Source organism: Psychrobacillus syltrankelensis (genome assembly GCF_055454035.1).
Window position 1 is genome coordinate 811,771 of sequence record NZ_CM144227.1, and the last position, 26,553, is coordinate 838,323.

At 33.6% G+C, this 26,553-nt stretch carries 28 protein-coding genes; 3 read left to right on the top strand and 25 right to left on the bottom strand.

Annotated elements, in window-relative coordinates; translation table 11 throughout:
• Positions 1-32: 32 nt before the first annotated feature.
• Positions 33-1,703, bottom strand: a complete 1,671-nt coding sequence (locus ACTSKG_RS04180; protein WP_464756889.1) for a diguanylate cyclase domain-containing protein — start codon at positions 1,701-1,703, stop codon at positions 33-35.
• Positions 1,704-2,058: 355 nt separating this feature from the next.
• Here ACTSKG_RS04180 and ACTSKG_RS04185 point away from each other — a divergent pair, with 355 nt between their 5' ends.
• Positions 2,059-2,604 (top strand): GNAT family N-acetyltransferase, encoded by a 546-nt coding sequence (locus ACTSKG_RS04185; protein ID WP_464756890.1) that lies wholly within the window; start codon positions 2,059-2,061, stop codon positions 2,602-2,604.
• 45 nt (positions 2,605-2,649) lie between these two features.
• Here the strand turns inward: ACTSKG_RS04185 and ACTSKG_RS04190 are convergent, their stop codons facing one another.
• Positions 2,650-3,726, bottom strand: coding sequence for an undecaprenyldiphospho-muramoylpentapeptide beta-N-acetylglucosaminyltransferase (locus tag ACTSKG_RS04190; protein ID WP_464756891.1), 1,077 nt, complete (start codon positions 3,724-3,726; stop codon positions 2,650-2,652).
• Positions 3,727-3,772: 46 nt separating this feature from the next.
• On the opposite strand from ACTSKG_RS04190, the gene ACTSKG_RS04195 reads away from it, so the two are divergent.
• Positions 3,773-5,134: an MATE family efflux transporter gene (locus tag ACTSKG_RS04195; protein ID WP_464756892.1), complete on the top strand. Its 1,362-nt coding sequence runs from the start codon at positions 3,773-3,775 to the stop codon at positions 5,132-5,134.
• A gap of 113 nt (positions 5,135-5,247) precedes the next feature.
• Here ACTSKG_RS04195 and ACTSKG_RS04200 read toward each other — a convergent pair whose 3' ends face one another.
• The 10 genes from ACTSKG_RS04200 to ACTSKG_RS04245 form a co-directional block, all read right to left on the bottom strand.
• Complete coding sequence (locus ACTSKG_RS04200) at positions 5,248-6,312, bottom strand: Ger(x)C family spore germination protein (RefSeq protein WP_464756893.1); 1,065 nt, start codon at positions 6,310-6,312, stop codon at positions 5,248-5,250.
• The gene (locus tag ACTSKG_RS04205; RefSeq protein ID WP_464756894.1) at positions 6,305-7,330 is read right to left on the bottom strand and encodes a GerAB/ArcD/ProY family transporter; all 1,026 of its coding nucleotides are present in this window, start codon (positions 7,328-7,330) and stop codon (positions 6,305-6,307) included. The genes ACTSKG_RS04200 and ACTSKG_RS04205 overlap by 8 nt, the downstream gene beginning before the upstream one ends.
• A complete protein-coding gene (locus ACTSKG_RS04210; RefSeq protein ID WP_464756895.1) occupies positions 7,323-8,741 on the bottom strand; it encodes a spore germination protein in 1,419 nt (472 codons plus the stop codon). The genes ACTSKG_RS04205 and ACTSKG_RS04210 overlap by 8 nt, the downstream gene beginning before the upstream one ends.
• A gap of 829 nt (positions 8,742-9,570) precedes the next feature.
• The gene (locus ACTSKG_RS04215) at positions 9,571-9,729 is read right to left on the bottom strand and encodes a hypothetical protein (protein WP_464756896.1); all 159 of its coding nucleotides are present in this window, start codon (positions 9,727-9,729) and stop codon (positions 9,571-9,573) included.
• A 396-nt stretch (positions 9,730-10,125) separates the two neighbouring features.
• Complete coding sequence (locus ACTSKG_RS04220) at positions 10,126-10,980, bottom strand: CAP domain-containing protein (protein ID WP_464756897.1); 855 nt, start codon at positions 10,978-10,980, stop codon at positions 10,126-10,128.
• Between the two features lie 159 nt (positions 10,981-11,139).
• Positions 11,140-11,400: a hypothetical protein gene (locus ACTSKG_RS04225; protein ID WP_464756898.1), complete on the bottom strand. Its 261-nt coding sequence runs from the start codon at positions 11,398-11,400 to the stop codon at positions 11,140-11,142.
• Positions 11,393-12,298, bottom strand: coding sequence for a CobW family GTP-binding protein (locus tag ACTSKG_RS04230; protein ID WP_464756899.1), 906 nt, complete (start codon positions 12,296-12,298; stop codon positions 11,393-11,395). The genes ACTSKG_RS04225 and ACTSKG_RS04230 overlap by 8 nt, the downstream gene beginning before the upstream one ends.
• Before the next feature lie 181 nt (positions 12,299-12,479).
• The gene (locus tag ACTSKG_RS04235) at positions 12,480-13,961 is read right to left on the bottom strand and encodes a lmo1851 family serine protease (protein ID WP_464756900.1); all 1,482 of its coding nucleotides are present in this window, start codon (positions 13,959-13,961) and stop codon (positions 12,480-12,482) included.
• Positions 13,962-14,096: 135 nt separating this feature from the next.
• A complete protein-coding gene (gene deoD / locus ACTSKG_RS04240) occupies positions 14,097-14,801 on the bottom strand; it encodes a purine-nucleoside phosphorylase (RefSeq protein ID WP_464756901.1) in 705 nt (234 codons plus the stop codon).
• Between the two features lie 71 nt (positions 14,802-14,872).
• Positions 14,873-15,094 carry a YozE family protein gene (locus ACTSKG_RS04245; RefSeq protein WP_464756902.1) on the bottom strand — a complete coding sequence of 74 codons (222 nt, stop codon included), beginning with the start codon at positions 15,092-15,094 and terminating at the stop codon, positions 14,873-14,875.
• Between the two features lie 121 nt (positions 15,095-15,215).
• Here ACTSKG_RS04245 and ACTSKG_RS04250 point away from each other — a divergent pair, with 121 nt between their 5' ends.
• Positions 15,216-17,075, top strand: a complete 1,860-nt coding sequence (locus ACTSKG_RS04250) for a methyl-accepting chemotaxis protein (protein WP_464756903.1) — start codon at positions 15,216-15,218, stop codon at positions 17,073-17,075.
• Positions 17,076-17,581: 506 nt separating this feature from the next.
• Here the strand turns inward: ACTSKG_RS04250 and msrB are convergent.
• The 13 genes from msrB to ACTSKG_RS04315 all read right to left on the bottom strand — a co-directional run bounded on the left by msrB (position 17,582) and on the right by ACTSKG_RS04315 (position 26,552).
• Positions 17,582-17,992, bottom strand: coding sequence for a peptide-methionine (R)-S-oxide reductase MsrB (msrB, locus tag ACTSKG_RS04255; protein WP_464756904.1), 411 nt, complete (start codon positions 17,990-17,992; stop codon positions 17,582-17,584).
• A complete protein-coding gene (msrA, locus tag ACTSKG_RS04260; protein WP_464757968.1) occupies positions 17,989-18,474 on the bottom strand; it encodes a peptide-methionine (S)-S-oxide reductase MsrA in 486 nt (161 codons plus the stop codon). Before msrA ends, msrB begins: the two co-directional genes overlap by 4 nt.
• 51 nt (positions 18,475-18,525) lie before the next feature.
• Positions 18,526-19,098, bottom strand: a complete 573-nt coding sequence (locus ACTSKG_RS04265) for a YpmS family protein (RefSeq protein ID WP_464756905.1) — start codon at positions 19,096-19,098, stop codon at positions 18,526-18,528.
• A 12-nt stretch (positions 19,099-19,110) separates the two neighbouring features.
• Positions 19,111-19,917: a GDSL-type esterase/lipase family protein gene (locus ACTSKG_RS04270; protein WP_464756906.1), complete on the bottom strand. Its 807-nt coding sequence runs from the start codon at positions 19,915-19,917 to the stop codon at positions 19,111-19,113.
• Between the two features lie 503 nt (positions 19,918-20,420).
• Complete coding sequence (locus ACTSKG_RS04275; protein ID WP_464756907.1) at positions 20,421-21,260, bottom strand: DegV family protein; 840 nt, start codon at positions 21,258-21,260, stop codon at positions 20,421-20,423.
• 216 nt (positions 21,261-21,476) lie between these two features.
• Positions 21,477-21,965, bottom strand: coding sequence for a dihydrofolate reductase (locus ACTSKG_RS04280; RefSeq protein WP_464756908.1), 489 nt, complete (start codon positions 21,963-21,965; stop codon positions 21,477-21,479).
• 22 nt (positions 21,966-21,987) lie between these two features.
• The gene (locus ACTSKG_RS04285; protein WP_464756909.1) at positions 21,988-22,932 is read right to left on the bottom strand and encodes a thymidylate synthase; all 945 of its coding nucleotides are present in this window, start codon (positions 22,930-22,932) and stop codon (positions 21,988-21,990) included.
• A gap of 83 nt (positions 22,933-23,015) precedes the next feature.
• A complete protein-coding gene (locus ACTSKG_RS04290) occupies positions 23,016-23,591 on the bottom strand; it encodes a YpjP family protein (RefSeq protein WP_464756910.1) in 576 nt (191 codons plus the stop codon).
• Positions 23,592-23,868: 277 nt separating this feature from the next.
• Positions 23,869-24,651, bottom strand: a complete 783-nt coding sequence (locus tag ACTSKG_RS04295) for a class I SAM-dependent methyltransferase (RefSeq protein WP_464756911.1) — start codon at positions 24,649-24,651, stop codon at positions 23,869-23,871.
• Positions 24,648-25,085: a BrxA/BrxB family bacilliredoxin gene (locus tag ACTSKG_RS04300; protein WP_464756912.1), complete on the bottom strand. Its 438-nt coding sequence runs from the start codon at positions 25,083-25,085 to the stop codon at positions 24,648-24,650. The genes ACTSKG_RS04295 and ACTSKG_RS04300 overlap by 4 nt, the downstream gene beginning before the upstream one ends.
• Positions 25,086-25,334: 249 nt before the next feature.
• Positions 25,335-25,709, bottom strand: a complete 375-nt coding sequence (locus ACTSKG_RS04305; protein WP_464756913.1) for a YolD-like family protein — start codon at positions 25,707-25,709, stop codon at positions 25,335-25,337.
• The gene (locus ACTSKG_RS04310; RefSeq protein WP_464756915.1) at positions 25,709-25,930 is read right to left on the bottom strand and encodes a transcriptional regulator; all 222 of its coding nucleotides are present in this window, start codon (positions 25,928-25,930) and stop codon (positions 25,709-25,711) included. The genes ACTSKG_RS04305 and ACTSKG_RS04310 overlap by 1 nt, the downstream gene beginning before the upstream one ends.
• Before the next feature lie 109 nt (positions 25,931-26,039).
• Positions 26,040-26,552 (bottom strand): hypothetical protein, encoded by a 513-nt coding sequence (locus ACTSKG_RS04315; protein ID WP_464756916.1) that lies wholly within the window; start codon positions 26,550-26,552, stop codon positions 26,040-26,042.
• Between the last annotated feature and the right edge of the window lies 1 nt (position 26,553).

Below are 26,553 nucleotides of genomic sequence, written 5' to 3' on the forward strand. Positions count from 1 at the left end.
TACTAACCACCTTTTAAAATAGCCGTTCAATTTTAATTTTGAACGGCATACGTGTAGATAAAATTATTTTTCCCTAGTTTCTTTGCAGTATATAATGCTTGATCTGCATTGTCTAACAATTTAGCCATACTGGTTCCATCATTAGGAAACACAGATATTCCAATAGAAGAAGTGGGTGTGAATATGTGTTCATTGATAGTCCACCCTTGCTTTAAAGAGTTTTGAATAGAATGAACAATTGCTTGTACCTTTTCACTTGATCCATCTGTATAATCATTCATTCGATCAACGATTAGTACGAATTCATCTCCGCCAATTCGATATACCTTATATTCGAAGTTAACACTTTGCTTTAATTTTTCTGCAAAATGAACTAAGAATTGGTCTCCAACATCATGTCCAAACTTGTCATTAACTGCTTTGAAATCATCTCCATCAATGTAAATTAGTGCGATATGTGGATTAAGAGGCGATACGGTTTGTATAACTTTCGAGAAATCCTCGTGAAAAGAACGGCGATTTGGTAATCCAGTCAAGCTGTCATGATATGCCATAAACTTAAGCCTATCTTCCATTTCTCTTTTCTCCGTTATTTCTCTAGAAACAAATACAAACCACTTTTCGGAATCCCCGTCCAAATTCCTCTTAACTGAAGTGATGGAAGTATCTGTCCAAATTGGTTTACCATTTTTCTTTTTAAGTAATAATTCTTTTCGAACAGCAGACTGTTCGTCAATCGATGCTATTATTCTTTCTTTTAAAAGTTTAAGTTGATCTTTATCTTTCGCTATTTGCTCTAAATAGTTTGTTCCTAACAACTCTTCTTTATCATATTGTAAAATAGTTTCATGACTTGGTGAGGAATATAGCAGGCACCCCTCCTCATCCGTAATGGCAATAAGGTCATTTGAATACTCTGTAATGAGTGTAAAAGTTCGTTCAATATTTCTTAACTCGTCAATAATTCTTTTCTTTTCGGTAATATCAAATTGAATGGTTAAATACTTTTCAATCTCTCCTTTTTCATTGTGAATAGGAATTATATTGGCATCAACCCAATAAAAAGAACCAAATTTAGTCCGATTCCTAATCTCTCCTCGCCAAATATTACCTGATTCAACTTTTTTCCACATTTCCTCAAAAAAAGACTCATCATGAAAGTTAGAGTTTACTATCCGAAAAGATTTACCCAATATTTCTTGCTGTTCAAACTGGCAAGTCGTTTCAAAAAGTTGATTTGCCATTTCAATAATTCCTTCTTTGTTTGTCATTGCAACTAAAGCAGCTCCATTTATACCTTTCTTAAAACTTTCCAATATATATGTGGAACTTTTAAGTTCTTCGGTACGTGAAATTTCTTTAGTCATCGCTAAAATATATTGATCTTCACCATCGTAAATAGGAATAGCTGAAGTTTCGTTGACATAAGTTATGTTCATAAGACAATAATGATCTTGATAAAAAATAGACTTTCGCTCTAAAATAGCACGATTATAATTTTTTATAATAGTTTTATAGTGGAATTCGTCTAAACATTCTTCAAGTTTCTTATTCAATGGATTTACAGAAAAAATTTCTTCTGCTTTTCGATTGATACATTCATAAACATATGAATTATGTTTTTTCTTCATAAGAAACACATAGTCAGCAGATAAATCATACAATAACTTAAATTGAGTTGGTGTAATTATTCTTTGAGTCATTTTATCAAACGATCTCCAATCAGTGTTGATTCTTATCCTTCCATCATATGTATTTCGAAAAAAAGATACAAGTATTTAAATTGGTTTCGAAAAAAATTTCTTCACAAAAAATTAATATTTTTTTTATGAGTTTTTTCTATGCAAATGGATTAAAACTTAGTATATTATAAAAGCAAATAATTTTATAAGACAAAGTTCGCTTTGTCGTGGGAAGGCAAATGGTGCGCCACCAGTTTTGAGCTGGTCCTAGTAGGTTCGATTCCTACCCCGAAATTTTTTATGCAATTCGAAATGAAAAATTTCAGGGACCTAGGATGATAATGCTCATTTACGGTTCTTTTGGGGGGCGCTTTTTTTGATTAGAAAACGTGATTTACATGAATGTACAGCACTTTATGATTTAATGTCTGAACCAACCGTTCTTGCTTATGTTCGCCAAAAAGCAAGTTCAGCGGATGAATATTGGTTCATGACTAAACAGTTAATGGAAGAAGAAGAAAACGGATCCGCTATCTCAAGAACAATTGTGAGCGATTTTGGTCAACCGATCGGTACAATTAATTTGTTTGACATAGACAATGGAGCAGGATTCCTTGGCACATGGATAGGCAAACCTTTTCAAGGACTTGGGTATAATAAAAAAGCCAAAGAACAGTTTTTGCAAGAAATGTTTTTTGAAACAGAAATCCACACAATATTTTTGCGTATACGAAAAAATAATTTAAAAAGTATTCGTGCTACCGAAAAACTTCCTTATGCATTAAAAGCAAATTCTACACATCCTGCCATTTATGAAGAAATTAATAAAGAGAATGATATATTCGATTTATACTATATTCCGAAGGATCTATTCCATCTAGTTATGCTTCAGGATAATACCGAAGAAGAACAAGCGATGTGACGAAAAGTATAAACTCCCGTCAAATATTTATTTGACGGGAGTTCTTTATTTTTTATAAGTTAGTAGTGCTTCTACAAATTGTGAAGGCGTTTTGGAATTTGTTGCTTCGTTTTGATTGGCAATAATTTTCTCAGCTTGCTGAACTAACAATGCAAAAGACTCTAAAAAAGTACCCGGAGTTAAATTCTCTTCTTCCAAAACAATACCAAAACCTTTTTTTTCAAAGTAATTTGCATTTAACAATTGATCCCCTCTACTTGCATGAATGGATAGAGGTATTAAAAGCATTGGTTTTTTTAACTCTAAAAATTCAAATATTGAGTTTGATCCCGCTCTAGTTATAACGTAATCTGATATTTTTAACAAATGAGGTAACTCGTTAGTTACATATTCAAAGGCAATATAATTTGTCTTACCTATTAAAGAAGTATTTAAGTTTCCTTTACCGCAAAGATGAATTATTTGATACTTCTTAGTTAAAACGTCTATATTTTCATAAATAGCTTCATTAATTTTTGCGGCACCTTGGCTACCGCCCATAATTATAATAGTTTCTTTTTCCGCCTTGAAACCTGTTAATTCCTCTGCAGTAAACTTATTTCCACTTAACAAATCAGGGCGAATAATTGCACCAATAGAAGAAGCCTTTTCTGCAGGCAAGTACTTCAATGTTGCTTCAAAAACTGTAAATATATGCTTTGCAAAAGAACTAGCAATCTTATTTGCCAGCCCTGGGGTTATATCAGACTCATGAATAATTACAGGGATATTTGCAAGTTTTGCTGCTATTACTACAGGAACAGAAACAAAACCGCCTTTAGAAAAAACAAGAGATGGCTTAACCTTTTTAAGTACTCTTGCTGCCTGCATTGTGCCATAAAGAACTTTAAAAGGATCAGAAAAGTTCTTTAAGGAAAAATATCGTCGTAGCTTACCATTTGAAATCTCGTAATATGGAAGCGAAGGAAAGCTTTGTGTTATTATTGATTTTTCAATTCCATCAGAAGAACCGATATAATGTAACTCATAACCTTTTTCGATTAAATCTGGAATAATTGCTTGGTTTAATGAAACATGTCCTGCAGTTCCTCCACCTGTTAAAACAATTGTGTTATTATTCATTAATAATCTCCTAACTATCTTATAACTTTAAAGGATGTATGCAAAAATGAAAGAAACGAAAACATTATCAGAAAAAAGTTTTCAAATGATCAAGATAGTCGTTCCTATACTAGTCACACAAGTCGCCCTCTACTTAATGACATTTTTTGATGTTTTAATGACTAGTAAATATAGTATTAACCATTTAGCAGGTGTTTCCATCGGCTCATCCCTTTGGGTTCCTGTTTATACCGGACTAACCGGTATATTACTAGGCATTACGCCAATTGTAGCACAATTAATAGGTGGGAAAAAGAAGAAAGATGTACGTACCTTTGTACAACAAGGATTTTATATTGCCATTGTGTTAGCACTCATTATATTTGTAGGCATTTTCTTATGCATTGATCCTGTTCTTCAACGTATCCCACTTGAGAATAGTGTACGCCTCGTTGCCAAGAATTATTTATATATGATGAGTATTGGACTTATTCCTTTGTTTCTTTATAGTGTGCTTCGTTCTTTTATTGATGCATTAGGAAAAACGCGCGTATCGATGATTATTACATTGTTATCTGCTCCTATTAATATTGCTTTAAACTATGTATTCATTTATGGGAAATTAGGTTTTCCTGCTCTCGGAGGTGTTGGGGCAGGATTAGGATCGGCACTAACATATTGGTTAATATTGTTAATCGCGATTATTATCGTGTATCGGAACAAACCTTTCGCAGAATTAAAGATATTTCAAGGTTGGAGTAAACCATCCTTTCTAAAAATTGGAACATTAACTAAAATAGGTATTCCTATAGGGTTATCCATATTTGCTGAGACAACCATTTTTTCGGCTGTAACTATACTTATGAGTACATATTCTACCGCTGTCATATCTGCACATCAAATTGCCATGAACTTTACCTCCCTTCTTTATATGGTTCCATTAAGTATTGCGATGGGAGCAACCATTTTAGTTGGTCATGAAGTTGGTGCAAATCGATTTAAAGATGCAAAAACGTATAGTTGGTTGGCAGTAGGTACAGCGATTTTATTTAGCTTTATCTCTGCGTCGATTTTACTTATATTTAGAGAACAAATTGCATCGATTTATACGAGTGATCAATCAGTTATTACTTTGACTGTTCAATTTTTCTTCTTTGCAGCATTGTTTCAGCTCTCTGACTCCATTCAAGCACCAGTACAAGGTGCCCTTCGTGGATATAAAGATGTTACCATTACCTTCATAATGGCAATTGTTTCCTATTGGATCATTGGGTTACCAACTGGATATGTTTTAGCAAATTATACTTCTTTTGAAAGATTCGGGTATTGGATTGGACTTATTGTTGGATTAACATTTGGTGCCATCACTCTTGGTACAAGACTTATTTATTTACAAAGGAAAATAAATAAAACACCAAGTGACCTATAAGACTTAGCTCTTCGTAATTACCAAAATGCTTTGAAATACCCTCAACGTTGTAGAGTCTTGACAGCAATGATAGATTTTTTCCAGTCAAAAAACGACGCGTATTAGCGTCGTTTTTAATCTGTTATGCCCGTTTCACTTATTTTTACTTTCACACTAGGAGTTATCGTTAACGTTGAATATATCCCATGCCATTTATCTTTCACAAATAAATCTGGATGGAATGCCCTAGCATAGCGACCAATTCCAATTGCGTCACAATTTGTATCATGTAATACTTTTAAAATCTCTTCCATTTTTTTAGTTAATTTACCTTCTAAAAATTTTTCTAATTCTTGACGCTCTTTTTTCTCTAGCAGATGATTTTTGTAATATTCCATTATCCCTACTTTCATTTTATAATGGATTTCAATATGCTTACCGTCCCATTTCATTTTCCTTTGTAAATTGTCCACTTTAATCGTAATAGGGACTCCTTTATGTGTATAAGTCAAATAAGGATACTTCCCTTTCTTCTTTTTCATTAATTGCAGAATGATGGATTGGTCTTTATTTAACGTTTTCCCAGAAAATTTTTTCTCATTAAATAGTGCGAGTCCACCTAATTCTGGAATATCTCCTTTTGACATTTTGATATATGGCAAAGTTAGATCAACTGCTTCATCCTTTAAATCGGAAATAGACTGCTGAATATCCGCTTTCGATAAAACTGATTGTAGTTTAAATCCTTCTACAAATTCGCTATAATAATTATTTATATCACTCCCCATTTTGTCCCCATATTGAATGAATGGAGCTGCACTACCTTCTGTGATTATTAGAACAGTATTTAACCGGCTATGAGAATTTCGATAATACGAATCAAGGTATTGATTTAAATCGCTTTTTACTGTTTCATCAGATAATAAAATACTTGTTAATTTTGACAAATCCAATCTTTGATTTACTTTTTGATCAACTTTTTGAGCTACATCTTGTACAGACACACCTTTAGCTGTTAACATTTCGAATTCCTCACTTTGATGTTGCTCTCCTGGCAATCCAAAATAACCCGTTAAATTACCTAAATCGCCATCAAAGCCAATCATAGGTACACTTGCAAAATCCTTGTTTAGCCGTTCATCCCAGCATCCACTTAATAAGATTAAAACTATTATTAATATACTTATCTTTTTACTCACGCAATGAATTCCTCCATCCCTTTAGAAGAATAAATAATGGTAATAATATCCCAAAAATCAAGTGACCGTATACTAGTAAATCATTTGCTTTCTTTAATATATCTCGAGACAATAAAAATAAAGGGCAAATAAATATGATCAGATGTATGATTACTGTAAATTTCAAATGCTGTTTATGCATTGTTTTATATAGGTGAATGCCTAAAAACATAAATAACGAAACCGTTATTATACTCCACATCATCCAAATATAAGTAAAAAACAAATCTAATCTTTCTACAAAGGTTACGTCTTGTGACTTTAATAAAAACATTATTGCAACTGGAATTACTTTTAATTCTTCCAAAGGAAAAAATAATATGGTGAAAAAGATAGTAATTAAAAAAAATAGAGTTAGAGTAAGCTGGTAATATAAAATCTGTTTTGTCTTTATTTCTCTTTTGTCTTGCACAAATGGGCGTAATAACAAGAAAGCTTCCAAACCGAGAAAGGCATTTAGAGATTCTTTTATCCCAGCTATCCACTGGTCTTTATCAATATGACCTATAGGGAACAGATTAGTCCATATTAAATCAGGAACAGCAAGACATAATACTCCCAAAAACAATATTATGAATGGAATTAAAATAACGGAGATATTTAAAGGAACAGCATATTTGCTTATATTTGTATAAAAAGAAATAAAAACTATTATACCAATAACAATAAAGTGTGGCGTTAAAGGAAAAACCCAAACAGTCAGCAAAAAATCTATTGTTCCCAAAAAAATAATAACTACTACATACCAATAAATTTGATAAAGCCACTTTTCGAATTTATTTAATTGAAAGTACTTATAATATTTATTAAAAATCATGAACAATATAAAATGTAGGAAACTAACTAGGGTGAATACAATCCAAGCGTTTTGTCCTACAGCTTTTATAATTCGAGTTTGGAGTGTTATAAAAATCGTACCTGTTTGAATTATAAATAAAAATAAAAACAATTGGTTATTAGACATAGTCCACTTATTCATTTTTCTTCAATCCTTTTTTGAAATAAAAACTCTTTTGCCCCTTGTTCGACTTATAATAAGGAGGTCGGAAAAAGACCGCAAACAGCTTTTTAGGTTCAAACGGGATTATAGGGGACAAATATGGCCGATTTAAAGACTGTAAATTTAACAGATGAATGAAAAGAAGTAGAGAACCAATAGCAAGTCCAAAAAATCCGAATATCGATGCAGCGATCATAAATGGGAATCTTAAAATACGAATTGATGTACTTAACTCAACTGATGGAATCACAAAGCTAGCAAGAGCAGTCAATGCGACAACTATCACCATTAAATTAGAAGCAAGTCCTGCAGAAACAATTGCATCCCCAATTACTAATCCCCCTACTACCCCGATAGTTTGACCTACAGGACTTGGTAATCGAATACTCGCTTCCCGTATTAATTCAATTGTTATCTCTAAAAGAAACGCCTCGAATATTGGTCGAAAAGGAACATGACTGACAGAACTCTTCACTTCTTCCCCCAAATCTATTGGTACTATTTCAAAATGAAAGCTAGCTACCGCAATGTAAATAGCCGGTAAAAAGATAGCTATAAAAAAACTGGCTAAACGAACTAATCGATAAAAAGAGCCTACTAATAACCTTCCATTATAATCATCCGGTGATTCATAAAAAGTAATTAAACTAGTTGGAGCTATAAGTGCAGTAGGATCCGAATCTGAGAGAATTGCAATTCTACCTTCTAATATATTTGCAACCACTCGATCTGGTCTTTCTGTGTTTAGAAATTGAGGAAAAGGTGACCAAATCTTATCCTCTAAATAGTCTTCTAATTGTCCAGAACTATATAACATTTCTAACTCTATTTTAGATATCCTTTCTTTCAATACTTCCAATGCTCCTTGATCTACTTTTGTACTCAAATATATAATGGAGACATTTGTATTAGTTGTAGAACCAATTACCAATCTTTCTATTTTCAAATCCGGTGTACTCATTCTTTTTCTTATTAAATTTATATTTACTTCAACATTTTCTACAAAGCCATCATGGGATCCCCTTACCACATATTCATTTTGAGGTGGTGAAGGTACCCTAGAAGCAATTTTAGGAATTATTATTCGAAGCATCGTATTTGATTTCGGAAATATTAGAACTGTCTCTCCTGTAGGAATACTTATCTCTAGTTGTTCTATCGTAAATTCTGTTTCCTCCGAAAACGGAGTAATTCTCCAATTCGGATCATTTGTTTCGTATAATAGTTGTATATGATTAATTTGTTTCAGAACGATTTCTGTATCAATCATTGTTGCATAATAGCATAGTATTACAGGATCCTCATTCCATCGTAATTCTTTTGTTATAAAATCATAAGAATGGGAAAACGAACTTTTAAGTAATTCAATTGTTTCTTTATATACAACCACTAGATCACCCCTTCACTTCGAAGTATGTGCTCTATGGTTTGAATATAAACGTAAAAAAACGGGCAAAAGACGCCCGATCTTTTCAGAACAAAAACCTTGATATGCCATTGATTTCCGCTCCGGTCGGACGCTTTCCGTGGGCACGGCTCGAGCCTGTAGTCTCTCCCTCGTGCTGTCCCACTGGAGTCGCCGACCTGCGCTACAATCAACAATAAGCCCTTTATATAGGAAAGTTGTATACAATATCGCATAAATAATCAGTCATTCTCTAGCTTAGTGGAAAGCATTTATAATTCAAAAAAGATTACAAGTAATTTAAGTTAATCACTAAAAATTAGTCCAATCTTCTTATCTTATCGATAAGCTATGCTAAATCTTTTAGTGTAGTACTACACATTAATTGATTGGAGTGCAAGGTGGCGTCTCCTGCGGGGAAAAGCGTTAGGCGAAGGCCCCGCAGCGAAGACATTGGCAAAACTTTGTTTGGGCAACGTCTTTGCGACGAGTAACCGCAGGAGCATATGTTTTCCGAGCGAGGAGGCTGAGACAACGCCCGCGGAAAGCGCCAACCCGAAACGGAAATCATAGGATTAATCATCCTTTCAAGTCCCTTAAACCCAGTGTTCACAGGACATTTTTATATACTTTCTTTTAAGAAAAACCGGACAAAAAGATGCCCGGCCCATTCAAGAAGAGTAGCATATGAATGCCGTTACTTTCCGCTATGGCGGACGCTTTTCGCGGGCATGGCTTCAGTCTCTCAGGTGAACAGGATGTTAGTCATGAAGGCGTTGCCTTAGGGAAGAGGAGTCTTTAGCCTTCCTTCCCTCTAATGCGTTCCTGCGGGACCTGCCGCTTCTCTTTCGGTGCAGAAAACATCTGCTATTCCCGCAGAAGTCGCCGCTTGCACTTCAATCAACAAGTAAGTATGTGAATAATTATTATTTGCTTCGTAAGATGATAGATGACATTTATAACCTATGAACATTAGTTAGAGAACTCATTTTATCTGGATTCACAATATTGCACCAAAATTTTAAAAAGCAATAGCATCTCTAATTCGGATTACAGGATGGCATGATCACTACGTTTACTTAATCTATTTTTATCCTCTTAGCAATAGCTCGGCTTAATCTTCTTGTTAGGTATACTCACTACATGGATTGTAGAGTGAAAGGTGGTGACTCCAGCGGGATGAGTGAGACAAATGAGCTATCACAACGAACGCGTAGCGGCGGTGATGGCTCATCACTCACCCCGCGGAAAGCGTCCACCTAAAGCGGAAATCCACGGTATTATTTAATTATTTATAGTACAATGAACACTGGTATCGCAGAACGTTAAAAAGCCTACCAAGTGTAAAACTTGGTAGGCCCTGAATATATTATTTACCTATAAATTGTTGTGTCCAATAGAAGCCACTATCTGATAATCCAACTCCGATATGTGTAAATGAAGGATTCATAATGTTTTCTCTATGTCCTGGTGATTTCATCCATCCATCTACTACTTCAGCAGCGCTACGTTGTCCCATAGCAATATTTTCACCTGCTGATTTATATGTGATGCCAAGTGATTTCATTTGATCAAATGGAGAACCATAAGTTGGACTAGTATGATCAAAATAGTTTTTGTTTTTCATATCTTGTGATTTTGCTTGTGCTGATTGAGTAAGTTTTACATCAATTTGTAATGCTTTTAGTCCTTCTTTTGCACGTTCTTTGTTTGTTAAATCAACAACTTCTTGAACTGCTGCTGGAACTTTTACTTCTTGATTGTTATTTGTTGGCGTTTGTTGATTTACAGGTTTCTGTACCGGAGTAACTGGTTTGTCAGCTACTGGTTTTTTTACTGGTGTAACTGGTGTTTCAGCTACTGGTTTTTTTACTGGTGTAACTGGTGTTTCCGCTACTGGTTTCTTTTCTGGAGTAGCTGGTTTGTCAGCTACTGGTTTTTTTACCGGAGTAACTGGTGTTGTATCCCCTGGTTGTTGGTTTACTTCAGGTTTATCTAATATCTGATTTGACTGGACAAAATAGTTAAAATCAAAGTTCTCTAAATTTTTCCAATTATACTTAGTTATAAATTCAAACGGAGAATTCCATTGATATATTACAACTGCTTTTGCCTCGGAAGTAGTATTTGAATTTCCAGTTGTCATCGCTGCATCTGCTGTATTTGTTGAAAACAATAAGCCACCTGCAAGTAATCCAACAATGATAGAATGTTTCTTATTCATTTTCATTTCCTCCTTCTTTTGTGCACCCCTATTGTAAACATAGGATTGGAGGAAATTTTTAAATAATATTTGCCAACACGTCCAGTTGGATAAAAGATATTGGTCAGAATAGCAAACTATAAGACTACTATTGGTTAACTTGACCAACTAGAACAAAATTTACACTTCGTAACCTGTTGACAGTTTTAGATATTCTTCTTTATACACCTCTTCTAGTCTGAGTTTTTCTTCTAAAGAGAGTGTACTCATTTGAATTCGAGAAATAGCAAGTTCATATTTTTTATCTACTGATTGCCTTGTTCTTGGGTGAGTAAATTCATCTTTCAACTCACTTTGAATTATCATTCGAATTTCTTCTTCAGTTTGTATTTTTTCCAATGCTATTCTCCCTTTATATAACCGTTGAAAAGCATTAATCATTCGAATTTTCTCCTAAAATATCTATTTTATCTACTTGATCACCTATTATAACAATTTGAGGCTGCATTTTAACAAATTCGGGCATCCACTGTACCATTCCATATGCATATTGAAATAAGAAGGGGTATTTATGACCCTTCAATGGTATATAACCTTTCATTCGATAAATGCTATCAGGAAGTCCTCTTACCCATTCTTCAAATATATCTTTATCAACCGATTCTTTAAAAATGTGCAATCGAGAAGAAAGAAAAAGCTGCATTCCAAGAGCTGTTTTGTTTATATCTTTTTCATGAAAAGTTGCTTCCATTTTCCTTACTAGTGATAAAGGAATTTTACTATTCGCTGTTTGTATAAGTGGGGCAGAATTGTTTAAGGCTTGGATTTGCATTGTAACTAATGCAATTTCAGACTCAGTAAGTAAATCAGTTTTATTTGCTACAATTAAATGTGCATGTCTTATTTGTTCAAGAAAAAGCATTCTCGTTTGCGGAGTCATTTTATCTCGATCTAGCCACCTTTTACAATCTGCTACAGTTATAATACCTTTCATATTTAACCTACTAGCAAATAGAGGAGAAAAAACTGCATCCATTGCCTCAACGGGATGGGCGGCTCCAGTTGTCTCGATTAATAATACATCGAAGCTTTCCCCCTCAAGAAGCATTTGAAGCTGTGCCTCCATTTTTTCCGAACCAGTACAACAAATGCACCCTTCCAACATCTCTTTTAATGGAACATCATTATCGACGGCTCTACTGTCAAAAGCAAATTTGCCTAACTCATTCATGATTACTGCAGGCTTTAAACCTTCAGATTTAAATTGTGCAATTAAATGAGATAATAAAGAAGTCTTTCCACTTCCCAAAAAACCACTTAACAAATATACATCTCTCAAAGATTTTTTCCCCCTTCTTCATATATAAAAAGCTGACCAATAAGGCCAGCTTTTTATTTTATTAAACTCAAATTTTCCAATAGTTTTATATGGAACGATTAATACACGCCGCAGAGTACAGTTTTAAAAGGAGTGATAGGAAGCAATCTCTATTTAAAATCTGTGAGGAGCATCCAGACCTTTATTTTTTTAGAAGCTCTAATACTACTTCTTTAGCTTTTTGTAACTGAGGATCATCTTTTACTATTTTTTCACGAAGTTTATCCATTAAAATAAACGAGGTTTCTCCCGTTAACTCGCCTGTCGATGCAATATTATTATCCGTCTGAAATTTTTTCACAGATTTAGCAAATTGCGCATCGAAATTTTCATTCACTTCTCCGACTTCATATCCAATTGCCTTCATCATTTCTTTAGCATTCTGAATAGCTTCAGAAGACTGATTTTCTTTTAATATTACAGACGGGTCTAGTGGTGCAAGCATTGCATAAGAAGGATAATCTACTTCATAATCCGGAGCAATCCCTTTCTCATGTATCCAATTACCTTTAGGTGTTAACCATTTTGCTGTAGTAATTTTAATGTTAGATCCATCTGGAAGATCATTTACAGTTTGAACTGTCCCTTTACCAAATGAATTTAATCCAACCAATGGAACTTTAGCGGATTCACTCAAAGCGCCAGCTAAAATTTCGGATGCAGATGCACTACCACCATCAATTATTAAAGAAACAGGCACTTTTAATTTCTTTCCAGGCGATGCAGTTGTTACATCAGTACTCCCCTTATCTTCAATTTGAAGAATTGGTTTTCCATCTTCAACGAATAAATTAGAAATATCAATAGCTCTATTAAGAAGTCCTCCTGGATTTTGGCGCACATCTAGGACTAGTGCTTTCATTCCTTGTTTATTCATCTCATCAATAGCTTTAAGTAGTTCATCATACGTATTCAATGAAAAGCTTGAAATAATGATATGAGCAACATTATCTCCAACCATTTCAGCATAAACAGTTTCTATTGGGATATTATCACGGACGATTTTTATATCCATGGTAGCATTTTCACCACGATTAACGGTCAGATTAACCTCGGTTCCCTTTTTACCACGAATTAGTAGTACTGCTTCAGAAGCAGTAAATCCTTTAATATCTTTTCCATCAACCGCCAAAATTTTGTCATTTGGTAATAAACCCGCTTTTTCAGCAGGAGAATTTTTAATAGGAGAAACGATTGTTATTACTCCGTCTCTCTCTTGAATTTCTGCACCGATTCCTTGAAAACTTGAAGATATACTCTCATTAAATTGAGATGCCTCTTCTTTATTCATGTAATCAGAGTATGGGTCATCTAATGCATCTATCATTCCATTAATCGCGCCATTAACAATAGCATCTTGATCAATATCTTTATAGTATTCTTCTTTTAATTTGTCATAAGCAAGATATAACTTAGAGAACTCTGCTCGCTCCGATTGAGGTTTTAGTTCACCCACAAGTTTATCCTTCCCTATGGTAAGAGAAAACATTGTAATCGCTGTAGTCGCTATTATTAAGGCAAAAATCATCATTAGAAAAACAAATGGTTTCATCTTTATATAACGAGATACTGATTTTATTTCTGATGATTCTAATTCTTCGTTTGATTTCTTTTGTTCGTCCAAATTTTTCACCCTTTTCCAAAAAAACTTAAAGAGATTTTAAAAATAGACTGTCATCAAAATGACAGTCTATTTATGAAGATAAGATCTATCATAGAAGAAATCTTTGTAAGACATTCAAACAAATAGCTGAAAGTCTTAGTCTAGAATAGCCGCTTCTAATGCAACTACAATCATGTCATTGAAAGTTGTTTGACGCTCTTCAGAAGTAGTTGCTTCCCCTGTAATTATATGGTCACTTACAGTTAATACAGAAAGAGCTTGACGACCGAATTTAGCAGCTAAAGTATATAGTGCTGCAGATTCCATTTCAACTGCAAGTACACCATAATCAGCCCATTTTTCGTTTTGAGCATTCTCATTGTAGAATAAATCCGCAGTGAATACATTACCTACCTTTAGACTCAAACCAGCTTCTTTACCAACATTATATGCTTTATATAATAAATCAAAATCCGCTGTTGGCGCATAACTAACATCATTTAATAACACTTTGTTCAAAGTAGAATCTGTTGAAGCACTTTGAGCAAGAATTACGTCACGTACTTTTACATCTTTTTGGATTGCTCCACAAGTACCAACACGTATTAATTTTTGTACATCATATTCATTCATTAATTCATGTACGTAAATAGAAATAGAAGGAACGCCCATACCAGTACCTTGAACGGAAATTCTTTTTCCTTTATATGTACCTGTATATCCAAACATATTCCGAACTTCGTTATATTGAACAACATCTTCTAAAAATGTTTCAGCAATATATTTCGCGCGAAGTGGATCGCCTGGCAGTAAAATTGTATCCGCAATTTCACCTTTTTTTGCACTAATGTGTATACTCATTTATTTGACCTCATTTCTATTACTTATCGGATTAATGATACATTTTTTCAGATGGAAATGCAATTATATTGCTAGTTAATAGCTTCAATATACAGTTCCCAAAGTTCATCAAAAACAGTTGCGCTCATATTCGAATGTGCAAGTTCTTCAATATACTTAGATAAGGAATCAAAATCAGTTTCAGCTTTAGGGAAATCATGTTGATTGAACATGATTTCAGCAAACATTGCTTTTTTATCCTTCTTTTGTCCCCCCCGGAATTTTAAAGCAAATAAATAAAACGATTGTTTCATAATTTTTTTCCACCTTTAGTCATGAAGTCATAGAAAATTCAAAAATATATAGATAATTTAATCTAAAAGAAGTAAACTTAAAAATATTAATAAGTATTTCTAGTAGAAAGGGTTGATATGGTTGTTTAAGGGGATAAGTAAAAAAATTAAACCATTGAAGTTACCGAAAGTAAATAAGCAGAAAAAGAAAAGAGACAAGGAGAAAAGAAAACCTATCTTTACTTTTTTAAAAAACACGAAACAGATAGAAAAAAAGTTTCCTGCTTCATCTAAAACTAACATTTTAAATTCTATTAGAGGTCGAGTAATTCTCATCTTTTCTGTTCTTATTATAATCTTAATTTCAATGCTTGTCTTAACTTCAACTAAAATGTATTCATCTCAGAAAGCATTAGAGAAGTTTACTAGTGTTGATATTAAAGAGCAAATGATGGTAAACCAAATATCAACAGAAATAAATCAACTGGCCTACGCAGAACAAAGCTATATTATTACTGGTAAATCAAATTATATGGGAAGTCATAAAAAATATAAAGATGCAATTATTACACATTTAAAAGAATTAAATGAAACCTATAAAGATAGACCAGAAGAATTACAAAAAATACAATCTATTCAACAATTTTTTAATACTTATCTTCAATATTCAGAACGAGTAATTAAAATACGAGATGAATCTGGAATTGAATCAGCGCAAAAGCTGGTAAATGCCGGAAATGGTAAAACCGCAATGAATTATGTAGATGTACATATCGAATCGATGAATGAAATTTTAGCTAAAAACAATGCAGAACAAATAGCCCTTTTAAAGAAAGGGAATAATACTTCTTTATTCTTATTCATTGCATTAACTATTTTTTCAGTTGCATTAACAATTTCTTTCGGAATATATTTATTTCTTTCCATAAAGAAAAGCACATATGCGATTAACCGTTCAATTTTAGATATCGCCCAGGCGGGTGGTGACTTAACTCGTCGCGTTAAAGTACGATCAAAAGATGAGTTTGGTGAAATCGCTGAAAGTACAAATATTTTAATCGGCTCTATTGCAAATCTTGTTAAAAGAGTTAGTTTACTTACCGAAAATGTTTCAGCTAGTGGACAAGAACTAATGGCTTCATCAGATGAAACAGCAATTACTATACAATCTATAGCAGACTCAACTAATGAAATCGCTGCTGGAAGTGAACAAACCATGAGAAGTATGAATATCGCCATTCAAAAGATGAACTCTCTCGAAGAGGCAACTAGGTATTTAAATAATGATGCCCAGGCGGTAAAAGAGGCTACTGATCATATGATGATTGCTGCTCGTAGAGGTGCAGAATCGGTACACCACTCTGGTGATGTTATGATGAGAATTGAGGAAACAATGGCAAACACTTCTCAAACCGTTGAAGCACTGGGAACAAAATCATATGAAATTACTTCAATTATTAAAACTATTACTGCAATTGCAGAACAAACAAATTTACTTGCATTAAACGCTGCGATTGAGGCTGCAAGAGCTGGTGAACACGGCCGTGGATTTGCAGTGGTAGCAGATGAAGTTCGTAAACTTGCTGAGCAATCTCAAAAAGCAGCTAAAGAAGTAACTAGTATTGTGACATCAATTCAAACAGAAGTTACTTCAATCGTAAAACAAAATCATGAGGGTGTAGAAAATGTGATTCGTGGAGTAGAAGTTGCAAATGAAACAAATACATCTTTAGAACAAATTATGAACCAAACTAATGAAACAATTACTATAATCGACAAAATGGTAAATCAAATCGAAGAAACACTTAGCTTTAGTCAAGAAGTTGCTGCTTCTTTTATTGAGGTTAACCAAATTGCAGAAAATACTGCTACAAATACAGAAACATCTGCTGCGGCTGCACAAGAGGGCTCTGCTGCAATGGAAGAAATCAACGCTTCCGCTGTTGAATTATCTAACCAAGCAGACGAACTTCGAAAAGTAGTGAATGAATTTAAACTGTAAATAACAAAAGCGTAGTCCATTAAGTCACCAAGTCTATCCTATTTCTCGAGTGCTTTGGACTAAACCTTAGGTACACTATTATCATTGTAATTTGGCTCTTGAAGTGACTGCGTCACTTCAAGAGCCATTTTTTGGTAATATTGTGGCTAGTGTTTGTCCGTCGCCCTCTTGAAATAGATAGAGACATGGTACATAAGCTTTGGATAATGAGAGAATAAATCCTATTCTACTCTTTAAAAAGCGGACGAAGATGAAATTTCGTCCGCTTAGCGCTTCTCTATCAACAAATACTACCTATTTTGCTTGAGTTCAGCTTACTTCCCATCTGTCGGCTATGTAGGCATCATTTAACTGTTACGACCTTTAAAAAAAATACCTCATACACTTTATACAATTAAGTGTAGGAGGTATTATTGGTTCTCAAGCATCTTGAGTTGTAGTCTCTTATCAATTTAGTGTAGAAACGTTCTGACAACAGCTACTCTGTTCTTTATGCCATTCTGCTTTTAGAACAATTTCAAATAATCTTCATAACCTTCTTCTTCAAGCTGGGTCTTTGGTATAAATCGCAAAGAAGCAGAATTAATACAATAACGTAATCCTGTTTCTTCAGGGGGACCGTCTGGAAACACATGTCCTAAATGCGAATCTGCGGTCTTGCTTCTTACTTCTACTCTTCTCATCCCATGACTATCATCAATATGTTCGACCACTTCTAGAGATTCGATTGGTCTTGTAAAACTTGGCCAACCACAACCTGCATCGTATTTATCTTTCGAATGAAATAATGGTTTCCCTGATACGATATCTACATAAATCCCCTCTTCAAAATGCTTATCATACTCGTTTTGAAAAGGTGGCTCAGTTCCATTTTGCTGTGTCACATAATACTGCATATCTGTTAATTTGTTTTTCATTTGGAATCCCTCCACGTTTTCTCTATAAATGCCGCTCTTCCGGAACCGACATAATACCGATTATAATGAGTCGCATTTTTCTTATAGTAGTCTTGATGGTAGGTTTCAGCTGGGTAAAACTCTTTTGCAGGCAATATTTTAGTAGCTATTTTTGAATGAAATTTTTTTGATGCTTCCAAATCTTCTTTTGATTTTTCAGCTTTTTCTCGTTGTTCATCTGAATGATAAAATATTGCTGTTTGATAAGAACTCCCCTTATCAAAAAACTGACCTTCTTCATCAGTAGGATCTATATTCATCCAGAAGATTTCTAATAGCTGATCATACGAGAAAATCTCTGGATTATAAGTAATTTGAACAGCCTCATAATGACCTGTATTATTAGAACAAACTTGTTCATAAGTTGGATTCTTAACAAGACCACCTGTATAGCCAGATATCACACTTTCAATACCTTCAAAAGTATCAAAAGGTTTAACCATACACCAAAAACACCCACCTGCAAATGTTGCTTTTTCCAAGTTATTTCCTCCTCACTCTTCTGGGATTACTATTTCTAAAATAATTATATCTTCAGCTAAATTTAATTCTTTTGCACGTACATGTACTCCGGAAGACATTGGAATACTCGCTAGTTGTATTAAAACTTCTTTGTCAGAAGGCTTAACAATCATCCAATCAGGAAGTTGAATGGAGTCTTTTAATACCTTTAATACTGTTTCTGGTGGAAGTTTTATTTTACCAATTTCTAAAGAAGATTGCACTAAACGAATATCTCCGTTTTCTTCAACAAAAGGTTCGAAATACATTTTAACAGGAACAATACTCCTAAAAAAGATTAATTCAGAAGTTAAAATTACTTGTTCTTTTAGTTCCAAATTTAAAGGTAAAGTCTTCCCACCCATCGCTTTTTTCATAAACGTATTAGCAATACCCTCAAAATCCTCTTTCGTAGAATTTACTGTTAGCACATTCCCTGTATAGTTAGTTGTTTCTAACTGTTCTTCGGATGAATCAGATGGAGCCGATATCCAATAAAATAATCCAACCACTAACCCTATAATCATTAGTACAAGTAAAAAGAATGCTATCTTCCATTTGTTCATCTCATCAACTCCTTAAAACAACAATTCCCTATTTTGCTCATCTATAAAACCACAATCTACTAAGTAGCTTATAATTGTTTCTTCCATTAATTGATACCCTTTGCTATTCGGATGAAAAAAATCTGTGTGATATACTAGATCTGCATTTGTATCAAAAAGTTTTTCTATAGGTACAAAGCAAGCATTTTCATCGTCTTTAGCAATATTTTCTATGGCTTCGTTCCATTCATTAATAATTTTATCAAACTCTCTAGAATCTTCGGTCACAGTTGATAAAGGATTATAAAGACCAATTAACACTATTTTTCCGTTACTATTAATCTTACGAATCTTATCAATAATTTTCATATAATTATTTTCAAACGAAACTAAACCTTTCTCAAAGGATTCTACTTTTAAGTTAAATAAATCTTTTTTCACAATTTTCATCAAGTCATTTCCACCAATTGTCACCATCATAATATCTGCATTTCGAATTGCATAATCAATATCACCATTTTTAAGAAGTTTTAATAATTGGTCACTTCTTCTACCTCTTAATGCAGTATTGGTTAAAATAACATCTTCTATTCCATTAAATTGTAAAAATTCTTTTTTTACTCTTCCTATATAGCCTTCCTTTTTTAACTCATCCCCTACACCTTTTGTTAGGGAGTCGCCAATTCCAACCAACCGTAATGTTCTTGGAAAAAAAGAATAAGGGATAACATATTCTTCAAAAGAAATAGATTCCTTTTTCGTAAAGTCTAATGCAAAAGTATCATGATTTTCACAACCTGCTAATAAGATAATACTTAATAAGTAAAAAATGTACTTCATTTCTAACTCCTTTCATTAAGAAAAGCCCCAGCACCCTCAGGCAATCTTCGTACTCCGCTCAGTTGCTTTCCGAAGCTTATCGCTTTGCTCCTTTGGGGTCTCTATTACTCAACTTCCCAGTTGGAATCGGGCGGACGCTACTCCAAACAACTAATAGAAAGGGCCATCCGGATCCTTATAGACTGATTAGCAGGATAGAGACTACACAACGCTAAATAGATTTTCTGGGATTTCATCACTATATAGATTCCTATACATAAGGAATTAGCTCAGTGGTATGAGACTCCTGCGGGATCAGCGAAACAGACGAGACCCCGAGAAAAGCGAATACCAGAGCGCTAAATTCGGGGAAGACGCTATCTATATGGAAAATCGTTCATAAATGAGCCACCATTAAAAAAACTCTTCAAGTCATTGTAAAGACTAGTTTCCTAGATAATAAATTCATATAGTTTCTTATCTTTAAAAATAAAAGCAGGGATAAACCCCTGCTTTCCAACTACCTACTCTGTCATATACATAAACCCAATAGCACCTGGCCCCGTATGCGTACTAATAATAGGAGAAGTAAAAGAGACTTGAATTTGCTTAAAGCCAGATTCTTCAATTAGCTTCATTAATGGTGTTGCCATGGCTAAACCATTTGCATGAGAGATTCCAACTGCTTTTACTATTTTTCCTTTTGTATCTTCAGAAAATTGTTTAAATAAAAAACTAACTACTTGTTTATGACTTCTTACTTTCGTTATTGGCGTATAAACACCACCAGCTAAACTAGCAATTGGTTTAATCGATAACAACGAGCCTAATATGGCAGATCCTTTACCGATTCTCCCACCTTTTACTAAATTATCGAGGGTATCCACTACTACATACAAATTAGTATTAATTTGAATTTTATTTAACCTTTTCAAAATTGCCTCTAATGTTTCTCCCCTATCAGCCATTCTCGCTGCTTCCTCTACCTGGAAGGATAATGCAAAAGAAATAAATTTTGAATCAATGACTGTTACATCAGAATCAGACATTTCAGCCGCAGCTTCCGCCGACTTCACCGTTCCACTCATGCCACCAGTCATATGAATAGATAATATTTGATCTCCATTTTCTCCAAGTTTATCATACAATTCCTTAAAGACACCTGCCGCTGGCTGAGATGATTTAGGTAATTCTTTTGATGAACCCATTTTTTCTAAAAACTCTTCTGGTTGAATATTTACTCCGTCAACAAATGATTCTCCGTCTATTTGTAGTGTCAATGGAACAACATGAATTTGAAAGGTTTCTATCAACTCTTTTGATAAATCCGCCGTTGAATCCGTTACAATATGAATTTTAGACACAAAAACCCTTCTTTCCTCTAAACACCAATTATAAGAAGAATTGCTATTTCGATTTTTTGTATATTAGACAGTTTACTTTTTTCATAAAGTATTTGATTTTGAATTTAGTGTCAATACCTTGGATTCTATTTTCAATATATGACTGTAAAATCAATATTTGAACTTTTTTATATCTAATTTTAATGAAATATTTTCAGCAATTTCACGATAATGGAGTTATTTCTTTTTTTTATCATAAATTAAATAGGCATATGTTATCCCATCAACAGTCTTCATTTCTTCCGTTGTATCGACAAGCATCCATTCATCACTATTATAAGTAGGAAAGAATGTGTCTCCCTCAAAAACATTTTGAATATAAGTAATATAAAGACGATTCGCTTTTGGTAGTACTTCTTTAAAAATTTGTTCTCCGCCGATAATCATTACTTCTTCGTGAAAACTTTCTGCAATTTTAAGTGCTTCTTCAATCGAATTAACTACTTCAGCACCCTCCACTTTATAGGAAGGATTTCTTGTAATAATTATATTTTTTCGCCCAGGAAGGACTCTTCCAATGGATTCATACGTTTTTCGACCCATAACAATGGCCTTACTCATCGTTTTATCTTTAAAATAAGCTAAATCACCTGGTATATACCAAGGCATTTTGTTGTTTAGTCCCATTACCCTATTTGGATCATGTGCTACTATTAATGATATCATTTTTACTTCCTCCTATCATATTTTAAACAGCAATGGGTGCCTTTATACGAGGATGTGGGTCGTAGCCCTCTAGGAAAATATCTTCTAATTCAAAATCAAATATAGATTTTTTATCCGAAGAAAGTATTAATGTTGGCAGTGGTTTTGGATTACGGTTTAATTGAGTATCCATTTGTTCCATATGGTTAGAATATAAATGTGCATCACCAAGAGTATGGACAAATTCTCCAACCTCCAGATCACATTCCTTCGCTATTAAATGTGTTAATAACGCATAAGATGCAATGTTAAATGGCACTCCTAAGAAAACATCTGCACTACGTTGATACAATTGACATGAAAGCTTTCCTTTCGCTACGTAAAATTGCATGAAGGAGTGACAAGGTGGAAGAGCCATCTCATCAATTTCGGCTGGATTCCATGCTGTAATGATATGTCTACGCGAATCTGGATTATTTTTTATTTGGTCAATTAGGTTCTTTAGTTGATCAATTGTTTCTCCGTTATGTCCTGGCCAAGAACGCCATTGTTTTCCATAAACCGGTCCTAAATCACCAAATTTCTCAGCAAATTGTTCGTCTGATATTATTTTTGCACAAAATAATTCCATTTGGTCATCGAAAATGGTTTTAAATGCAGGATCATTAGCAGCTCTAACTCCAAAATTAGTCATATCCGGTCCTTCATAACTTTTACTTTTCACCCATTTTTCAAAAGCCCATTCATTCCAAATATGATTATTAGCTTCTATTAAAGTTTTGACATTTGTATCTCCTTTAATAAACCATAATAACTCACTTACTACTAAACGAAATGCTATCTTTTTTGTAGTACATAATGGAAAACCTTTCTCCAAATCAAAACGCATTTGATAACCAAATACACTTTTAGTACCAGTTCCCGTCCTATCTTCTTTCATTACGCCATAGTCTTTTATATGTCTACATAAATTTAAATACTGCTCCATTTGTAAAGCCCCTTTTTACCTTCTAGTATAGAATCCATTATAACTAAAAAATGCCCTCTTTACGACAAGAGGGCATTAAATGTTTAGGAAAGCCATTTAGGAGGAGTGTTTTTTGACCAATAAATTTCACCTAATGCATAATGTTTTGCATAATTATCTTTAGCGAGATGATAATGGAAATTAAAATAATAACCTTCTTGAGGTTTTTTATCTGTTCTTACATGAAATCGTATTAAATCTTTTCTAGTATCGTTGTTATAAATGTGAAAAATCTTTTCGTGATATTCACCAGATGGTTGCTCAGTTATTGCTAAGTTTACGACCTTTTCTGGTTCCGTATTAGAAACGGTTGTGTTAATAACTTCTTGAATACGTGGAAAAATTACATCATCGAACTCATTTCTGATTACTGGACCGATACGTTCACCAAATTTTATGTATGCTTGTTCTCTTGCTGTAATTGAAATTGAATCTTTAAAATCCTGTTCCTTTAATAAAGAAACTTGCTCATGTCTTAAAGACTCTGTATCCGAAAATAATGACTTCTCGGGATTTTTTGGATCTAATAATTGCTCCCAAATGAGATGATCAGGAGAAATAAGACCAAATGTTAATAATGCTACTGTTATTATTATGGATTTTTTAAACCATTTCTTCATTTTACATCACCTTCTATTTTTGACCAATTTTAAAACACTCATTATGATATAATACGTTTTTAGGAACAAAAGGTTTCAACTTCTTATTATTCATTGTACAATAAATAATGTAAACATACAGCACGTTTTTTTGAAGGAGGAGAATTTATAATGGATACAAGCATAGTAATTGGAATCGGTTTTTTATTCTTTTTAGGATATTTAATTTCTCTTAACTTTACTGACTAATTTTAAAACAAGAACGCTTTGCAATTTGATGCAAAGCGTTTTTATATAGTTATGTTATTTCTATAATACCGTAATGAAATTTGGAAGATTGTCTTTCTAATTGGTTAAATCCAAATTTTTGAAATAATTCAGATCTAAAGTGAGCTTTTAAAACAACTCGTTTCTTAGCCACTCTTTTCGCTTCTTCCACCCATTCCTCTGTTAATAGATTATGCTCTCCAACTTTACGAAGAGCTTCAAAGTTAGAAGATTCTTCAATTATTTCTTCAAACATAGGATCCACATAAACAACATCATAGGAGTTAGACTCTGCCAATTTTAATACTTCTAATGCATCTTGAGAATATAAATTTACATTATGCATACATGATTGAAGCTCACAAAAATCCGTTTTGTAACTTTTTAAACCAGTAGCGACTATGTATGCTATCAGTCTATTTACTTCACAAGCATGGACGATTCCTGTATCTCCTACAGCATGTGCAGCAATAATACTATCAGAGCAGAGTCCCGCTGTTGTATCCAAGAAACGATCCCCTTTTTGCAAGTTAGTTGCTTGCAAGAAAAGGTCTTGTTGACCTTTAAGTAATCTTTTCAAGCGAAAAGCAGCGGAGTTTGGATGGAAGAAAAAAGGAGTCTTAACCCCATAAGGGTATAACTCTAATCTTTCCTTACTTACTACTAACACATCAGATTGAAACTTTACTTGCATAACTTCTACGGATTTCTTTTCCCTATTCAAATAGGGCAATGAAAGGTCAATTGCTATTTGTTTTGCTAATTCAATAAACTTTTCATTCGTTCTTCCGGCAGTAGTTACAATAGCGCTCATGAAGTAACAATTTGTGAAAGCACACCAAATAAATGATCCTTAATTGTTTCCATTGAATTGCTTTCTATTTGTTCACGTGGGATGAAATATGCTAATTGATCTTCTTTCCAAATTGCGATGGAAGGTGAGCTTGGTGGGACTTCTTCAAAATAACCTCTCATCGTAGCTGTAGCTTCTTGATCTTGTCCAGCAAATACTGTTACCAAATTGTTTGGTTTAATTTCTAGTTCATTTAAAGCAGCTACTACTGCTGGTCTTGCTAAACCTGCTGCACAGCCACACACTGAGTTAATAACGATTAAAGATACTCCTTCAGCTTTTGCCATATAATCTTGCACATCATCAGCAGTTACTAGTTCTTTAAAACCTGCATTTGTTAGCTCACTTCTCATTGGTTTTACAACTTGCTTCATATACTCATCGTACGCGTTCATGGTTTCTCCCACTTTCGTTTATGTTCATTATCCCTTTATTTAAAGGGATTTCTATAATACATTCTACTTCTCTTTTCATATTTTTTCACTTGTTTTCACTTTTAATGTTATTTTTTTGTTACTTTTTGTTGTTACTTTTATTTAATCGAAAGTTATAGTTAAAGTAAATTAATATGCCTCTATATTGAAATTTATGAATCATGTATTTTCTATTTCCTGCTATTGGAGTGATAGATACACTCCTAAAAGTTATTCCAATACAGTCACATCTACTATATCATCTAGCTGTAGCACAAACGATTTAAATACATCTTCCATTTCGATTTTTCTTTTCTTTAAATCCACCCAAGTAAATTTTCCGATATGGAAAACAAAAGCTCCGTCTTTCCAAGTCTTTATTTCTACCTCAACATTTCGTTTCATTGCAATTTGGATGTTCTCTTGAATAATATCTAGATCCCATTCATTTAATTGTGGACGTGGCTCTTTCTTTTGTTCGTCGATGTATTCACGAACGAGTTTCAGGTGTTCTGGAAGCATCATAGCAACCCACTTTTTAGAGCCTCTATCTCGCACTTTTGATAAATCCAATTTATGATCCATCATTTCATCGAAATATGCCATTAGATAACATCCCTTTCATATTTCTTAACAGGAACAAGTGCCAGCATGTTATCGATTAGAAAAGTACGTTTAGCATTCCGTTTAAAACAATATGCTTGGAATGTTTCACCTTGAACATTAATTACTTTCACTCTTCGTTTACTGATTTCACCTGATTTTGAAAGATACATTAACTCAACAAACTGACCACGACTGAGATACTTTTCTAATAATATACGCACATTTGTTCCCTCCTTTTTATTAAGTATATGCGAACATATGTTTTTTTATGCAACAAGAAATTTATTCTATTTTTGGGCAAATAAAAAAGCATCTCGTGTGAGAAGCTTTTTAATCTTTATTAATTTGTGGAGTAAAGACTTTTTTTGCTTTAGCAGAACTTGCTTTTGCATCTTCTTTACCTTCCTTTAAGATTGATTCTAATATTCCTGAGAACACCTTAATTATTCTATAAGAAGATAAAACAAAATATAATACCAATCCAACAAAAATGCATAGTAATATCCTTGATATTAGACCTTCATATCCCTCGAAAACATTTAACATCATAGAATACACTGCAAGAATAAAACCCGAAATAACCGCTAGTTTAATATAGGATGTTAAGTCTCCTTCTGCGTCTTCACTTTTTATCCTGTTCATAACTTCAGAATTTGTAACAGTAATGAGTATGGAGAGCATTGTCCCCAAAAAAGCAATTACAATAGCGCTCAAGGTGACTGTAGCATTTAAAATAGAAGCAAAATTTTTTACGCTACCAACGTCCCATTTTAAAAAAAATATTGCTATAGCGCTTAACACAGCGAGTATCAGAGGGTAATATAGTTCCCAACCCCTGCGCATA

Coding starts and splice junctions, on each gene's coding strand:
- ACTSKG_RS04195 (WP_464756892.1), top strand. CDS start 3,773: ATGAAAGAAACGAAAACATTATCAGAAAAAAGTTTTCAAATGATCAAG.
- ACTSKG_RS04245 (WP_464756902.1), bottom strand. CDS start 15,094: ATGAAACAATCGTTTTATTTATTTGCTTTAAAATTCCGGGGGGGACAA.
- ACTSKG_RS04215 (WP_464756896.1), bottom strand. CDS start 9,729: ATGTTCATAGGTTATAAATGTCATCTATCATCTTACGAAGCAAATAAT.
- ACTSKG_RS04300 (WP_464756912.1), bottom strand. CDS start 25,085: ATGAACGCGTACGATGAGTATATGAAGCAAGTTGTAAAACCAATGAGA.
- ACTSKG_RS04295 (WP_464756911.1), bottom strand. CDS start 24,651: ATGAGCGCTATTGTAACTACTGCCGGAAGAACGAATGAAAAGTTTATT.
- ACTSKG_RS04180 (WP_464756889.1), bottom strand. CDS start 1,703: ATGACTCAAAGAATAATTACACCAACTCAATTTAAGTTATTGTATGAT.
- deoD (WP_464756901.1), bottom strand. CDS start 14,801: ATGAGTATACACATTAGTGCAAAAAAAGGTGAAATTGCGGATACAATT.
- ACTSKG_RS04280 (WP_464756908.1), bottom strand. CDS start 21,965: ATGATATCATTAATAGTAGCACATGATCCAAATAGGGTAATGGGACTA.
- msrA (WP_464757968.1), bottom strand. CDS start 18,474: ATGGTTAAACCTTTTGATACTTTTGAAGGTATTGAAAGTGTGATATCT.
- ACTSKG_RS04270 (WP_464756906.1), bottom strand. CDS start 19,917: ATGAAGTACATTTTTTACTTATTAAGTATTATCTTATTAGCAGGTTGT.
- msrB (WP_464756904.1), bottom strand. CDS start 17,992: ATGAAAAACAAATTAACAGATATGCAGTATTATGTGACACAGCAAAAT.
- ACTSKG_RS04315 (WP_464756916.1), bottom strand. CDS start 26,552: ATGCGCAGGGGTTGGGAACTATATTACCCTCTGATACTCGCTGTGTTA.
- ACTSKG_RS04305 (WP_464756913.1), bottom strand. CDS start 25,709: ATGGCATATTTCGATGAAATGATGGATCATAAATTGGATTTATCAAAA.
- ACTSKG_RS04190 (WP_464756891.1), bottom strand. CDS start 3,726: ATGAATAATAACACAATTGTTTTAACAGGTGGAGGAACTGCAGGACAT.
- ACTSKG_RS04265 (WP_464756905.1), bottom strand. CDS start 19,098: ATGAACAAATGGAAGATAGCATTCTTTTTACTTGTACTAATGATTATA.
- ACTSKG_RS04290 (WP_464756910.1), bottom strand. CDS start 23,591: ATGAAGAAATGGTTTAAAAAATCCATAATAATAACAGTAGCATTATTA.
- ACTSKG_RS04205 (WP_464756894.1), bottom strand. CDS start 7,330: ATGAATAAGTGGACTATGTCTAATAACCAATTGTTTTTATTTTTATTT.
- ACTSKG_RS04285 (WP_464756909.1), bottom strand. CDS start 22,932: ATGGAGCAGTATTTAAATTTATGTAGACATATAAAAGACTATGGCGTA.
- ACTSKG_RS04225 (WP_464756898.1), bottom strand. CDS start 11,400: ATGATTAATGCTTTTCAACGGTTATATAAAGGGAGAATAGCATTGGAA.
- ACTSKG_RS04220 (WP_464756897.1), bottom strand. CDS start 10,980: ATGAATAAGAAACATTCTATCATTGTTGGATTACTTGCAGGTGGCTTA.